The sequence below is a fragment of the Pelagibius sp. 7325 genome (assembly GCF_037652055.1).
Lineage (GTDB): Bacteria > Pseudomonadota > Alphaproteobacteria > Kiloniellales > Kiloniellaceae > Pelagibius.
On the sequence record NZ_JBBKAH010000009.1, the window covers coordinates 111459 to 125312 of the forward strand.

General features: G+C 66.6%; 13 protein-coding genes. 8 read left to right on the plus strand and 5 right to left on the minus strand.

Annotation, left to right across the window (positions count from 1 at the left end):
* The first annotated feature begins 307 nt into the window (after positions 1 to 307).
* From WDC82_RS18920 to WDC82_RS18935, 4 genes are all read left to right on the plus strand, one after another.
* Positions 308 to 1762 (plus strand): undecaprenyl-phosphate glucose phosphotransferase, encoded by a 1455-nt coding sequence (locus tag WDC82_RS18920; protein ID WP_340118945.1) that lies wholly within the window; start codon positions 308 to 310, stop codon positions 1760 to 1762.
* Positions 1763 to 1893: 131 nt separating this feature from the next.
* Positions 1894 to 2649, plus strand: a complete 756-nt coding sequence (locus tag WDC82_RS18925; RefSeq protein ID WP_340118946.1) for a hypothetical protein — start codon at positions 1894 to 1896, stop codon at positions 2647 to 2649.
* Positions 2646 to 3218, plus strand: coding sequence for a polysaccharide biosynthesis/export family protein (locus WDC82_RS18930; RefSeq protein ID WP_340118947.1), 573 nt, complete (start codon positions 2646 to 2648; stop codon positions 3216 to 3218). Before WDC82_RS18925 ends, WDC82_RS18930 begins: the two co-directional genes overlap by 4 nt.
* A 34-nt stretch (positions 3219 to 3252) precedes the next feature.
* Positions 3253 to 4479 carry an outer membrane beta-barrel protein gene (locus tag WDC82_RS18935; protein WP_340118948.1) on the plus strand — a complete coding sequence of 409 codons (1227 nt, stop codon included), beginning with the start codon at positions 3253 to 3255 and terminating at the stop codon, positions 4477 to 4479.
* Here the strand turns inward: WDC82_RS18935 and WDC82_RS18940 are convergent.
* Positions 4476 to 4589 carry a DUF2783 domain-containing protein gene (locus WDC82_RS18940; protein WP_340118949.1) on the minus strand — a complete coding sequence of 38 codons (114 nt, stop codon included), beginning with the start codon at positions 4587 to 4589 and terminating at the stop codon, positions 4476 to 4478. The two genes, WDC82_RS18935 and WDC82_RS18940, sit on opposite strands and share 4 nt — an antisense overlap.
* A gap of 349 nt (positions 4590 to 4938) precedes the next feature.
* On the opposite strand from WDC82_RS18940, the gene WDC82_RS18945 reads away from it, so the two are divergent.
* Genes WDC82_RS18945 through WDC82_RS18955 form a run of 3 tightly spaced genes read left to right on the plus strand, consistent with a single transcriptional unit; the run spans position 4939 to position 7841 of the window.
* A complete protein-coding gene (locus WDC82_RS18945; RefSeq protein ID WP_340118950.1) occupies positions 4939 to 5964 on the plus strand; it encodes a TRAP transporter substrate-binding protein in 1026 nt (341 codons plus the stop codon).
* A 46-nt stretch (positions 5965 to 6010) separates the two neighbouring features.
* The gene (locus WDC82_RS18950; RefSeq protein ID WP_340118951.1) at positions 6011 to 6526 is read left to right on the plus strand and encodes a TRAP transporter small permease subunit; all 516 of its coding nucleotides are present in this window, start codon (positions 6011 to 6013) and stop codon (positions 6524 to 6526) included.
* A gap of 13 nt (positions 6527 to 6539) precedes the next feature.
* Positions 6540 to 7841, plus strand: a complete 1302-nt coding sequence (locus WDC82_RS18955) for a TRAP transporter large permease (RefSeq protein ID WP_340118952.1) — start codon at positions 6540 to 6542, stop codon at positions 7839 to 7841.
* Positions 7842 to 7846: 5 nt separating this feature from the next.
* Here WDC82_RS18955 and WDC82_RS18960 read toward each other — a convergent pair whose 3' ends face one another.
* Entirely contained in the window at positions 7847 to 8515 is a 669-nt protein-coding gene (locus tag WDC82_RS18960; RefSeq protein WP_340118954.1) for an RraA family protein, read from the minus strand.
* A 110-nt stretch (positions 8516 to 8625) separates the two neighbouring features.
* Here WDC82_RS18960 and WDC82_RS18965 point away from each other — a divergent pair, with 110 nt between their 5' ends.
* Positions 8626 to 10248, plus strand: coding sequence for a gamma-glutamyltransferase (locus WDC82_RS18965; protein WP_340118956.1), 1623 nt, complete (start codon positions 8626 to 8628; stop codon positions 10246 to 10248).
* 5 nt (positions 10249 to 10253) lie between these two features.
* Here WDC82_RS18965 and WDC82_RS18970 read toward each other — a convergent pair whose 3' ends face one another.
* The 3 genes from WDC82_RS18970 to WDC82_RS18980 all read right to left on the minus strand — a co-directional run bounded on the left by WDC82_RS18970 (position 10254) and on the right by WDC82_RS18980 (position 13733).
* Entirely contained in the window at positions 10254 to 10943 is a 690-nt protein-coding gene (locus WDC82_RS18970; protein WP_340118958.1) for an SCO family protein, read from the minus strand.
* A gap of 2 nt (positions 10944 to 10945) precedes the next feature.
* Entirely contained in the window at positions 10946 to 12286 is a 1341-nt protein-coding gene (locus WDC82_RS18975) for a selenium-binding protein SBP56-related protein (protein WP_340118959.1), read from the minus strand.
* Positions 12287 to 12455: 169 nt separating this feature from the next.
* On the minus strand, positions 12456 to 13733 hold the full coding sequence (locus tag WDC82_RS18980) for a hypothetical protein (RefSeq protein ID WP_340118960.1): 1278 nt from the start codon (positions 13731 to 13733) through the stop codon (positions 12456 to 12458).
* Positions 13734 to 13854: the final 121 nt, after the last annotated feature.

The window sequence follows — 13854 nt, forward strand, 5'->3', positions numbered from 1 at the left end:
CGCACAATTCCAGACGCCTGCATATCAATCGGCGCCATGACCGCAAAAAGCCACAACTTGAACCATGCGAAGTCACAAGCGAATCGCCGCTCGGTTGGTTAGTCTTTTGCAGTGCAGTAGTTGAGGGGATGTCTCGGCCGGTGCCCCATTCGAAGCTCGGGTCGAGGCGACCGCACGCGTCAAGGACCACGTCAAGAATCGGTCCGGCGCACTGCGGGAACCACCTATGGATCGCATTGCCACTGACCTGAGACCAGCGCCCGCTGCCGCGGGACGCGAACTAAAGACTGGACAGAGGGAACTTGCGATGGACGCTGCGCTGGCGGCATTGGGATTCAAGCGGAGTATTCAGGACACCGGTCCGATTTCGCGCATCGCCGTGGAACTCGGGTTTCGAATCTGCGATCTGATGATGCTGGGGCTGGTAGGCCTGGCGGCCTTCTTCCTGCGGCAGACTGAGAACCCGGAGCTGGATTCCGGTCAGTATCTCGGCGCGATTCTCCTGGGCATGGTGATCGCCATGCCGATGCTGCACCGCTTCGACGTCTACCGTGACGACTTTCTCTTCAAGCGCATTCCGCTCGGCAGCTTGTTCTCCGCCTGGGCGGTGACCTTCTGCATCCTACTGGCGGTCGCCTTTCTCGTGAAGCTGTCCGACACCTATTCGCGGGCCTGGGCGCTGAGCTGGTTCGCCGGCGGCGGCGTCGGCCTCGTAGCGGGGCGCCTGGCGCTGCGCCAGATGGTGCGCGGCCTCTCCATCGCCGGATGTTTTGCCAATCGCACGGTGATCGTCGGCGCGGGCGATCAGGGGCGCCGCCTTGCCAGCTATCTGCTGAACCACGGCGATGCCGACACACGGGTGATCGGTTTCGTCGACGACCGTGCCACCCGGGTGCCGCAGCAGAGCGAGGGGGTTCCCTTGCTCGGCACCGTCGACTACCTGATCGATCTCATCCGACGGGACCAAGTCGATCAGGTGATCGTCGCGTTGCCATGGACCGCCGACGAGCGCCTGCGCGAGGTCGTGGGCCGGCTGGAGAAGACGCCGGTGCCGATTCGTCTGGCGCCGGATCTGGCCGCCTTCAGCTTCCCCGACCGCAGCTTCACCATGGTCGGTCATCTGCCGATGATGCAGCTCTTCGAGCGCCCCATCTCCGGCTGGTCCTTCATCGTCAAGAGCCTGGAGGACCGCATTCTCGCCGGCGGCCTGCTGCTGTTCCTGTCGCCGGTGCTGCTCGCCATCGCGGTGGCGGTGAAGCTGGATTCGCCGGGTCCGGTCCTGTTCCGCCAGAAGCGTTACGGCTTCAACCACAATCTCTTCGATTGCTGGAAGTTCCGCACCATGCATCACCACATGAGCGACGCCCACGCCGAGGTGCTGACCCAGCGCGGCGATGCCCGGGTGACGCGGGTCGGCCGCTTCTTGCGCAAGACCAGCCTGGACGAGTTGCCCCAGCTCATCAACGTGCTGAAAGGCAATATGTCGCTGGTCGGCCCGCGGCCGCATGCGACCTCCGCCAAGGCGGCGGGACGGCTCTACGAGGAAGCGGTCGACGCCTACGCGGCGCGCCACCGGGTCAAGCCTGGCATTACCGGTTGGGCCCAGGTGAACGGCTGGCGCGGCGAAACCGATACCCTGGAAAAGATCCAGCGCCGCGTCGAGTACGACCTGTTCTATATCGAGCACTGGTCGCTGCTGCTGGACCTCAAGATCCTGCTGCGCACCGCCCTGGTGGTGATCGGCGATCGCGAGGCCTATTGATGAGGAAATTGTGCAACCGGGCGGAAACCTTTCCCCGCCGCCGCCGTTATGTCCGATGAATAAATACCCCCCATTTGCGGTCTTACCGTCAGCTCCAGCCAGCTGCGCCCAGCTACAAAGGTGAACGCCAGATGAAAAAATCGCCGCACAAGGCCGTGATTCTCCTCGGCTTCGACACCCCGGATCGTACCGACAGCGCCATCCTGCCGTACAGCGACAGCGCCGCCGTGCGGAGCGCGGTCAAGGAGGCCCTGGCCGCCGGCTTGAAGGAGTTGATCTTCGTGACTGCCGACAGCGTGACCCCGGTGGAAACGCAGGTGGGCGGTCTTGGCGTCGGGAGTTTCGGTGTGGACGGCTTCGGCAATGCCCGGCCGGAGCGGGTGGTGATCGCCCGCCAGTTCGCCGCGCGCAGCCTGGGCCAGGCGCTGTGCGAGATCCGGCATTTGCTGTTCGAAGAGCCTTTCGTCGTGCTGCTGCCCGGCGAGATGCGCGCGGGCGGCGAAGGGACGACGGCGAGCATGCTGGCGGCCTATGCGGCCAACGGCGGCAATCTGGCGGCGGTGGAGGACAACGGCGTGCTCGGCCGCGAAGGCCGCTTTGCCGCCATCTCCCGCGCTGCCGCCGGGCGCTACTTGTTGCAGCCCGCGGTGCTGGATGTGCTGGAGGAAGATCCCGAGGGAGGCATCGCCGGGGCCCTGCTGCTGCTGGCAGAGGCCTGGCCGGTGACCGCCGTGAAGGCGAAGGCCGGCGACTGGGCGCGCCGGCCGGAAGGCGGCGACCGGGCCACGCCGCTGGTGCCGTCCTCGGAGGCGCCGACCGTGCGGGCGCGGCGTCCCGTCGCGGTCGCCGCAGAACTCGGTGTTTCGGGTTTGGGGGCCGGCGAATGATGCAGCTGGGGTTTCTGCCGCGCCTCGGGGCGACCGTCGCACTTCTCGTCGTGCTGGCCGGCTGTGCCGGCGAGCTTTCCTCCCTGCCTGCGCTGCCGCAGTCGTCGCAGGGGCCCTATACCCTGGGCGCCGGCGACCGCATCCGCCTGCAGGTGTTCGGTCAGGAGGAATTGAGCCAGGAGTACCTGGTCAGCGATTCCGGCGTCATCACCGTGCCGCTGATCGGCTCCGTCGACGCGCAAGGCAAGACGCTGGCGGGCCTCGAGGAAGCCGTGGCGGGCGAACTGAGCAACGGCATCCTCGTCGATCCCAACGTGACGGCGGAGATCGTGGCCTATCGGCCGTTTTTCATCCTTGGCGAGACCAAGGCCCCGGGGCAATATCCCTACGTGCCGCGCATGACGGTGCTCTCGGCGGTTTCGATGAGCGGCGGTTTCACCTATCGCGCGGAGCAGGACGCGGTGTCGGTCACCCGCCTGGTCGACGGCCAGATGGCGGAGTTCCGTGCCGATCCGCTGTCGATGGTTGAACCGGGCGACGTGATCAACGTTCACGAACGCTTCTTCTAGGACGGGTTTGATTTCAGCCGGGGGAACATAGGGCATGCGGCGTCTGCTGGCAGGCACGGCGCTGACCTCTATTATGCTGGGGCTTGTGCTGCCGGCAGGGGCGGCCCGTGCCCAGGAAGGCGACCAGCCGGTGGCGGTATTCGACCGCTCACGCCCGGCCTTCGATCCCAAGGGCATCGACCTCGGCGGCTTCCGCCTCTATCCCCGGGCGGGGGTGTCGGAGACCTACGACGACAATATTTTCGCCGACGAAAGCAACGAGCAAGACGACTTCATCACGGCGGTGGATGCCGCGCTGCTCGCCGAAAGCGAATGGTCGCGGCATGAAGTGAAGGTGGACGCGCGGGTGCGCCATGAAGCCTTCATCGACAACAGCGACCAGGACCGCACCGAATACTTTCTGCGTCCGGCCCTGCGGCTCGACCTCGGCGAGCGCGACACGGCGCGTTTCAACGCGGAGCAAAGCCGGCGGGTGGTCGGGCGTGACGACCCGGAAGACGCCGGCGACGAAGAGCCGACGGAGTTCAACCGCTTCCTCGCCGGCGGCGAGTACATCCACCGGGTCAACCGGGTGTTCTTCGGCTTCAATGCCGAGGCCCGGCGCGACGACTATATCTCCGGCGGCGACGACGATCGCGATCGCAATGAATACCGCTTCGGCCTGCCGGTCGGTTACGAGGTTTCCGCCATCACCGACGTGACGCTTGAGCCCTTCGTGCGCCTGCGCGATTTCGACGAACTCGACTCGACCGGCGCCGACCGCGACGCCCAGGCGGCCGGCGCCACGGTCGGCTTGGATACCGAACTCACGCGCCTGGTGCACTTGAACTTCGACGTCGGCTTCGTCGCCAACGACTACGAGGATTCGCGATTCGACGACAGCGTCGACCTGATCTTCGGCGGCGAGGCGATCTGGTATGCGACGGAGATGACCACGTTGAAGGCGCGGGCCGAGCGCCGCGACATTGCCACCAGCCAGCCGGGCTCCTCTTCGAAGACCCAGAGCAGCGCCGGCGTCGAGGTGCAGCACGAGCTGATGCGCAACGTCCTGCTGGGCGGCGAGGTCCGCTACATCAACGACGACTTCCGGGAGGTCGACCGCGTCGACAACCGCGCCCAGCTGGACCTCAGCGCGGAGTACCTCTTGAACCGCTACGTTTCCGTGGCGGCCGAATACCGCTACGAACAGCGCTGGTCGGACGCCGACAACCAGGACTATAGCCGCAACCTGATAACCGTGGGCCTGAAGACCCGGTTCTAGATTCCTTCTGCGCTCGGCCGCGCCAGGGCGAGCGCCTCGACCAGCACGTCGGCGTCGCCGATGGGGTTGGCCTGCTGCAGGACCAGCTTTGCGTTGGCCTTGGCGCTCATTTCCGCTCCTGAGAGTTCTGCCCGCCGCAAGGGCCGGGAATTGTTGGTGTTCTCGCAGTATGGTGGCGGCGCCGATGCAACGGTCAAGGCCCGCGGGGAGTGATTCTGCCTGTATAAGGGGCAAAGTCCTTTGCAGATATCTACTCCAGGTCGGCTAGTCGAAGCTGCCAACTTGACCAGTGCTTTAACCTTGCGATCTAATCGCAAGACTTGAAGAGCGAAGGGCGGCACGACTCCGGGCGACAGATCGCGGCATTGCGCGTTCCTTCCAGTCCCCGGCCGCGGGCCGCACCCGACCACCATGGCGCCTGGACACTCCCGAGCGGGCAGGGCGCAGAAGGGGGCAGCGATGAAGTTCATGCAGCGGAGTTTTCCCGGCCTGTCGATGGCCGGCGTTCTGGCGCTAGGCGTCCTGGCGGGCAGCCTGCTGTTGCCGGGCGCGGCGGCGGCGGAGGATTGGCGGCTGGCGCACAAGATGCCGCCGGACAGTCCGGAGGGGCTGGTGTTCCAGAAGTTCGCCGACCTCGCCGAGGAGTACAGCGGCGGCGAGATGACCATCAAGGTCTACCCCAATGAGCAGCTCGGCAAGACCGACGCTGTCATGGAGCAGCTGAAGATCGGCACCGTGCAGATGTACGCCGAGGGCTCGACCTACATGAAGAAATGGGTCGACGACATCGGCTGGATCAGCGCCGCCTTCCTGTTCGACGACTACGACCATTGGAACCGCTTCGTGAACAGCGAGATGGCCAAGGGCTGGTTCAAACAGGTGCGCGAGGAGGCCGGCGTCGGCGTGCTGGGCGATCCCACCGCCATCATCCGCGGACCCTACCGCGTCATGGTCGCCAACAAGGACATCCAGTCCTTCGATGACATGAAGGGCGTGCAGCTGCGCATGCACCCCTCCAAGCTGGCGATCGACACCTGGACCCACCTGGGCGCCGAGGTGAAGACCCTGGCCTGGACGGATACCTACCAGGCCATCGACAAGAAGATCGTCGACGCGGTGAACAGCCCCATCGCGCTGGTGGAGAGCATGCGCTTCTACGAGGTGGCGCCGCACATCATCCGCCATGACGAGTACTACCAGTCGGTTGCCTTCATGATGAACCAGAAGGCCTTCGACAAGCTGCCGGAGAAGCTGCAGGCGGCCCTGCTGAAGGCCCACGCGGATGCCGGTGCCTACAGCCAGGAACTGATGGGCAAGTCGGCCGACGAGTCCATCGAGCGTATGAAGACCAACGGCGTCAGTTTCATGGAAATCGACCGCAAGCCCTTCATCGAGTCTATGGCCAGCTTCTACAAGCAGATGGAGGAGCAGGGCGAGCTGCCCAAGGGCTTCCTCGCCGCCGTCGCCGCGACCCGCGCGCCTTGACCCGGCTGTGACAACCAGGGAGACGCCGGGGCAGGGGCCGGCCGTATTGTATCGCCTGGACGGGGCGCTCGAGCAGCTCGGGCGCCTCTTCCTGGTCATCGCCAACCTCTGTCTTCTGCTCATGCTGCTGGGCACGGCGGCGACGATCGTGTTGCGGCCGTTCCACCTGTCGTTCTATTGGATCTGGCCCTGGACGATGCAGTTCTTCGTCTGGATGGCCTTCTTCGGTTTCTATGCCGTCTATCGCTTCCGCAAGGACATCGCCGTCGATTTCGTGGCGATGCGGCTGGGCGGCTGGGCGATGACCGGCACGCGCTACTTCGCCGCGCTGGTGACCCTGGCCGTCACCGGCACGATCCTGTGGCAGATGCCGACCATCATCGAATCCCAGGTCGGCGTCATCGATGCCGTCACCACGCCCTGGGGCGAGCTGCCGCGCTACACGCTCTCGGTTCCGCTCGGCGTCTCCAGTCTGCTCATCTTCGCCAACGCGCTGCTCGATTTCCTGAAGGCCTGCTTCCGCTGGCCGGAGCCGCATAGCCTGCCGGCCGTCGACAGCTAGGAATCACCATCTCATGGCATTCGTCCTTTTCGCGGCCTTCATCGCGCTGATCCTGTTGAGGGTGCCGGTCTCCATGGCGATCGGCGCGGCCGTGCTGTTGGCCTTCGCCGTCTCGGACTTCTCCGACGCGCTCTACATCGTCCCGCAGCAGATCCTGGAGGGCGTCAACAAGCCCTCGCTCGCCGCCGTGCCATTCTTCATCATGGCGGGCAACCTGATGAACGTGGTCGGCATGACCGACCGCATCTTCAATTTCGCCAACGCCCTGGTCGGCCACTTCAAGGCGGGCCTGGCGCAGGTGAACGTGCTCTCCTCGATGATTTTCGCCGGGGTTTCCGGCGCGGCGGTGGCCGACTGCGCCGGCCTCGGGACCATCGAGATCAAGGCGATGAAGGAGCGCGGCTACAAGCCGGAGTTCGCCGCCGCGGTCACCGTTGCTTCCGCCGTGGTCGGACCGATCATTCCGCCCTCCATCGGCCTGGTGGTCTATGCCTTCCTGGCCCAGCAGTCGATCGAGCGCATGTTCCTGGCCGGGCTGATCCCGGGCCTCATCGTCGGCTTCGGCCTCATGGTCTTCAACCGCATCCTGGCGGTGAAGCACGACTTTCCGACCCAGCCGCGCGCCGATCTGCCGACGGTCGTGAAGACCGGCGCCGACGGCGTGCTGGCCCTGGTGGCGCCGGGCATCATCCTCGGCTCGATCCTGGGAGGGCTGGTGACGGCGACCGAGGCCGGCGTGCTGGCCTGCCTCTACACCCTGGTGCTGGGCGTCGCCTACCGCAGCCTTTCCGCTGCCAAGCTGTGGCAGGCGCTGACCGACACCATGCTGATGACCTCGGTCATCATGATCATCATCGGCTTTTCCATCGCCATGGGCTGGCTGCTGGCCATCGAACAGGTGCCGCAGATCCTCGGTGACGCGATCTTCTCGCTGACCGACAGCCGCGCCGTCTTCCTGGCGCTGGTTATGGTCTTCGTGCTGCTGATCGGCTGCGTGGTGGAGGGCGTGCCGGCCAAACTCATGCTCGTTCCGATGCTGCTGCCGGTATCCGACCAGTTCGGCGTCGACCGAGTGCATCTCGGCATCATCCTGCAGCTCGCCCTGCTGATCGGCATCGCCACGCCGCCGATGGGCATCGGCCTCTACATTATGGTGGAGGTCGGCAAGGTCCCGTTCGAGAAGGTGACCATGGCGGTGCTGCCGTTCCTCATCCCGCTGATCGTGGTATTGATCCTCATCGCCTACGTGCCGGCGCTGACCCTCTGGCTGCCGGACCTGGTGCTCGGCCCGGACACCTCGATCATCATGCGGTGAGGGTGCTAGCCTTGCTGCTTGGCCATGACCATGGCGGAGGCACCCGTGCGTTCGCCCAGCTTCTCGCCGGCCAGGAGCCGCTTGTGCCCCTCCGGCTCGACGGCCGCCTTGCCCAGCGCCCAGTCGATGTCGGCCTCCGCCTCGGACGGCGGCATGACGAGGGCGCCGCTGAAATCGGCCAGCACGACGTCGCCCGGCATCACCACGGCGCCGCCGCAGGCGATCGGCACGTTGAAGCTGCCGCCGATGTTGTAGAGCCGGGTGGTGATCGGCGAGGTGCCGCGGCACCACACCGGCAGGTCCAGTTCCTCGATCTCCGGCACGTCGGTACAGGGGCCGTCGATGACCACGCCGGCGCAGCCGGTCGCCTTGATGGCCGCCGCGACGCCGCCGCCCAGGCAGGCATGCTTCAGATCGCCCAGGCGGTCGATCACCAGCACGTCGCCGGGCCGCAGGAACTGTATGATGTGGTGCAGCAGGGTCGAGTCCTGGCCGGGAATGGCGAGGGTGACCGCCGTGCCGGCAATGCGCCGGCCCGGCAGCACGCACTGCACGGCCTTGTCGACGAAGCCCATGTGGCGGCGGTGACCGATGGTGGCGGTCTCGGCGCGCGCGGCCTTCTCCAGCAGGGAGCCGGCGATCTGTGCCGGCATGGGATTGGTCACATAGGTCATCGATGAGTGCTCCCGCTAATGTCTGCCCGCGTCCTTCATAGCGGGCATGGGCGCGGATTGCACAGATAACATTTCGCATGGCAGATGCCAGCCAGAGGAAGGGCAGCAGGGTGAACGAGAACGTTGAGCAGTGGCGGGTCCGCAAGGACGCGGTGACCTCGGACAAGGGCGCGGTGGCCTCGCAGCACTGGCTGGCGGCGCGCGCCGGCGCGGCGATGCTGGCGGAGGGCGGCAACGCGGTGGATGCCGCCGTCGCCTGCGCCATGGCGCTGAACGTGGTCGAGCCCTGGATGTGCGGCCTGGGCGGCAGCGGCTTCATGGTGGTGTGGCTGGCGAAGGAGAAGCGCGCCCATGTACTGAACTTCCAGGGCGTGCTGCCGCAGACCATCGACAATGCCGACTATCCGCTCGATCCGAACGAGCCGCTCTCGCTGATGCTCTACCCGGGCGTGAAGGACAAGGCCAACGAGCGCGGCTACGGCTCGATCACCGTGCCGGGCGCGGTCGCCGGGCTGGGGCGCGCCTCGGAGCGCTTCGGCCGGCTGGCCTGGGAGCGCCTGCTGGCGCCGGCCATCGCGCTCGCCGGGCGCGGCATCCCGGTCGACTGGCACGCCAGCCTGCAGATCGGCCTCGCCATGGACCTGCTGCGCCGCGACCCGGCGGCCTCGGCGCTCTACCTGCCCAACGGCGTTCCGGCGGCGCCGGAGCGCACGCTCGCCGTGCCGGCGCTGGCGCAGACTCTGACGACCCTGGCGGCCGAAGGCCCCGCCGCGTTCTACGAGGGACCGCTGGCGGCGAAGATCGCCGGCGACCTGAAGGCCGGCGGCTCGAAAATTACCGTCGAGGATCTCGCCGCCTACGCGGTGGAGGAGCACGACGCCCTAAGCGGCCGCCACCGCGGCGCCGAGGTGCACACGGCGGGCGAGATGTCGGGCGGCCTGCGCCTCATTGAAATGCTGGGCTACGTGGCGCAGAACCTCGATCCCGGCGACAGGGTCGGCGCCGAGACCTGGATCGCCTACGCGCGCGGCCTGGACTCGGCCTTCGCCACGCACAAGAAGAAGGTCGGGCTGGACCAGCCAGGCGGCGAGCGGGTAGGTGGTGAGCAGGTGGGCGGCTGCACCTCGCACATGAGCGCGGTGGACGCCGAGGGCAACATGGTGGCGCTGACCTATACGCTGCTGAACCGCTTCGGCAGCGGCGTGGTGTTGCCGTCCACGGGCATGCTGATGAACAACTCCATCGCCTACTTCGATCCGCGCCCGGGCAATCCAGTTTCGCTGGCCGGCGGCAAGCGGATCAACTCGTCGAACATGTGCCCGACCATCGCGACCCGGAACGGCGAGGCGATCTTTGCCGTGGGCGCGTCCGGCGCCAACCACATCGTACCCTGCACGGCGCAGATCACCGCGCTGCTGCTCGACTACGGGATGAGCCTGGAAGAGGCCTTCCACACGCCGCGCATCGACGCCTCGGGTCGGGGCTCGGTGCGCGCCGACCCGCGCATGGGCGAAGCGGCGCTCGCCGAATTGCAGAAGGTCTTCACCCTGGAAGTCGCCCAGCAGATGGTCTTTCCCAAGCTCTATTCCTGCCCCGCCGGCGTCTCGCGCGATCCGCAGTCGGGTCAGTGCTGGGGCATCGCCGACGTCTCCTCACCGATTGCCGGCGCGGCGACGCCGGCCCCCTTCAGCCTTGCCGAGGAAGGCGTGAAGGCGCAGACGCCGCGGGCTTGAGAAGCTTAGGGGGCTTCCATCTGCAGCGTCTTGAGGTCGTTCATCAGCAGACGCGGATCGAGGAAGTCGGCGCTGTAGATGTTGCGGATGACGCCGTCGGAATCGATCAGGAACACGCGCAGCAGGTGGCTGAACGGCCCGGCCGCGTCGCCGGGATCGGCCTTGCGGGCGACCGGCTGGTTGTAGGCGGCCAGCACGGGGCCGATCGCCGCGCGGTCCGGTGCCGTGAGGAAGTGCCACGGCGGCGCCGCGGCATCGGGCAGGCGCATCATGGCGCCGTACTCGGCCATGATCGCGGGGGTGTCGAAGGCGGGATCGAAGCTCAGCGAGACGATCCGCAGGTGCTGTGAGAGCTGCGCGTCTTCCGCCGCGAGGCGCTGCAGGTCGGCGAGACGCAGGGCGGCCAGCGGGCAGACGTCGCCGCAACGCGTGTACATGAAAGCCAGGATCGTCAGGCGGCCGGCAAACAGCGCCGAGAGCTCGACCGCCGCGCCGGACTCGTCGAGCAGCCGCGCCGCGGCGGCCGGCCTGATGCGCGGCAGATCGTAGCTTCCCGGCGCCGCCAGTTCGTAGACGTAGTCGTCGGCCGGCCCCTCGACCTTTGTCGGCGGGTGAAGGGCCGGGTCATGGGCAAGGCCGAGGCTCGGCACAGTGACAGCCAGCGCGAGGCCCAGCGGCAGGACGAAGCGGCGCATGCTCAATAATTGTAGAGCGCCGACGAGCCGAAACGCATGAGGTGCGGCCGCCCGAGTTCTTCGGCCAGGAAGTCGATCTCGAAGCGCGGCGCGAGTTCCTTGCCGTCCCAGGTGTAGGCCTTGAGGAACTGCTCGTTGTCGTCGCCGGTCTTGTCCCAGTTGGCGAGCAGCGAGGAGGTGTAGTAGAGCCGCCTGCCGTCCCAGCTCTGGGAGACCATGTTCACCTGGCTGCCGATCTTCTTCTCGTAGATCTGCTCGGGTGCATGCGGATCGCTGACGTCGTAGACGCGCGTCATGCCATCCATGAAACTGTTGACGAACAGCGTTGAGTCGTCGGCCGAGAGGCTGATGTCGACCGGCAGCGGCAGCTGCGCCGGATCGCCGATCGTCGCCACCGACTTGGCGTGCCACTTCTGGGCCTCGTCCTCGTAGACCAGCCAGATCTGGGAGGTGAGCGCCGTCGAGGTGAAGGCGTAGTTGCTCTTTGGTCCCCAGGCCCAGCGCACCTCCAGCGGTACGCCGGGCACCTCGAAGACCTGGCGCGGCTTGCGGGCGTGGAAATCCCACAGGACCATGGTGCCGCCGAAGGCCTTCATCGCCTCGGGGTCGTTCACCACCTCGCCCAGGGGGCGCATGTAGTTGTTCCAGCCGGTGAAGGAGGAACTCAGCATCACGTTGCGCCGCGGCAGCACGCGGGCGTCGTAGCCGTAGCCGTCGGCTTTCTCGGCATTGGCGGCGCCGTTTGGCTCTTTGGCTGTCGGCATCCAGTGGGTTGCGATGTACTGGCCGTCGTTGGTGTATTCGACCAGGCCGGTGGCTCCTGTCTTGTCGGTGTTGGAGAGGCCGGAGATCAGGACGCGGCCGGGCAGGGCATAGGCGCCGTGCGGGCCGACAACGCCGCCGCTCTTTTCGACGAAGTCGTCGATCGTCTTCACCAGCGTCGGGTTCGCAGGATCGCTGGCGATGTCGAAGATGAAGATCTTGCTGTCGTCGAGACCGGAAACCCAGAAGAGGCGCCGGTCGTCGGTGAGGCCGCCGTGGTGCGCCTCGTGGCGGCCGCCGACGGAATCGACGTCGACCACCTTGCCGAAGGTCGGCGAACCGCTGCGCACGTCGACGGTGACGACCTTGTCGGAGCCGTCGCCGACACCCTCCATGCCGAGGGTCCAGATATAGACGTATTCTTCCTCGCCGGTGATTTTCGCCATGTAGGGCGACTGGCAGGTTTCGTCGGCCCAGGCGAGCGACGGTGCGAGGGCCGTGCCGGCGGCAACAAGAACGGCCGGAAGACGATTTTTGCAGCGAGAAGAATGGGACTTACGAGCAGCGAACTGCTGAGTCATCGCGACGCCTCCAGGTGCGTTCAAGGGCGTCAGTGACCGGACCGCCACCGCGGGCCGGGACGCCCACCAGTCATTGCGGTAAATGTATGTAAACAAATTTTCCGACGGGGCGCCACTCCGTTAAAAGAGTTAGGTCGCGATGGTTGAACGTCTGTCGGCCGAAACCACCCTACTGCGTCGCTGCCGCGCTCTCCAGGTTCACCAGGATGATGCGGTTGGTGCTGCTTTGGTGGATCAGCAGGTTGCCGTCCTTGGTCGCGCGCATGTGGCGGATGATGCCGGCGTGGACGCCGCCCGAGGGGATCGGCCAGGACTGGAATCGCTCGGTATCGGGATCGAAGCGCACCAGCGGGTCGGGCCGCACGCCGGACTCGTTGTACCAGACGATGCCGTCGACCACGGCGATGGCGTAGGGATGGGATGCCGCGCCGGAAGGGGAGTCCCATTCCCGGATGTCGCCGCTGGCCGGGTCGTAGCGCCCCAGCTTGCCCATGCCGGAGTTCACGTACCAGATCACGCCGTCCTCGGCGATGTCGAGGCGGCGCACGGTGGTGCCCGGGATCGGCAGCTTCACCTCGGTTATCGCCATGGTCTGCGGGTCGACCTTCAGCAGGCAAGCGGCGCCGTTGCAGGCGACCCAGGGATTGCCGTCCCGGTCGATCTTCACGCCGTAGGGCTTGGAATCTGGCGTCGGCGGCGTCGCCAGCCTGATCTCGCCCGTAGCCGGATCCAGCCGGCCGATCATGTTGCTGTGCTGCAGCGAGAACCACAGGATGCCGTCGGCGTCGAACTTGGCCGTGTGCGGGTCCCTGGCCGCCGGGTCCGGCATCTCGAAGACGGTAATCTTCTCCGTTTTCGGATCGAGGTAGCCGACGGTGCCGTTCTTGTTGCCGGTGTACCAGACCTTGCCCTCGGTATCGAGGGTGACGCTGTGCGGATAGGCGCCGTCGGGCAGCAGGTACTCGGTCATCGCGCCGGTCTTAGGATCGATCTTGCCGATCAGGTTGGCGAACTGGCCGGCCCACCAGATGGTGCCGTCGGCGGCCTCGATGGGATCGCGCGAGCGCTGGCCCAGGGTCGGCACCTGCCACTCGGTGAAGCTGACCGTATGAGGGCCGGGCACCAGCGTGGCGGCGCGGTTGCCGCTGGGCGGGAAGTGGGTGGCGAGGTAGCCGATGATCTCTTCCCGCAGGTCCGGATTGCCCGAGAGATCGATCATCGTGCCGGTGAGCTCGCGCCAACCGTCCTGCGTGTAGCCCATGCTGCGGGTGATCTGGTTGGTCTGGTGGCAGGCGGTGCAGACGCTTTCGACCGCGTCGCGACCGTGGCCTTCCGGGAGAGCGGACTGGCCCTGGGCGGACTGGCCGCGCGCGGCACCGGGAAGGGCGCCGGCCAGCAGGCTGGCGGCGAGGGCGGCGGCAAGGACGGCAAGCAGGAGCCTGGGCATGACGAACCTCCCCATCGCGGTGTTGTTGGTTGTTGCCGTCATGCTTCCGTGCCTTCCCGCTGCCCGTCAAGCGACAACACCGTGACTCGCCGGCGGGCGTGCCCCCTTGCGCGATCGCCTG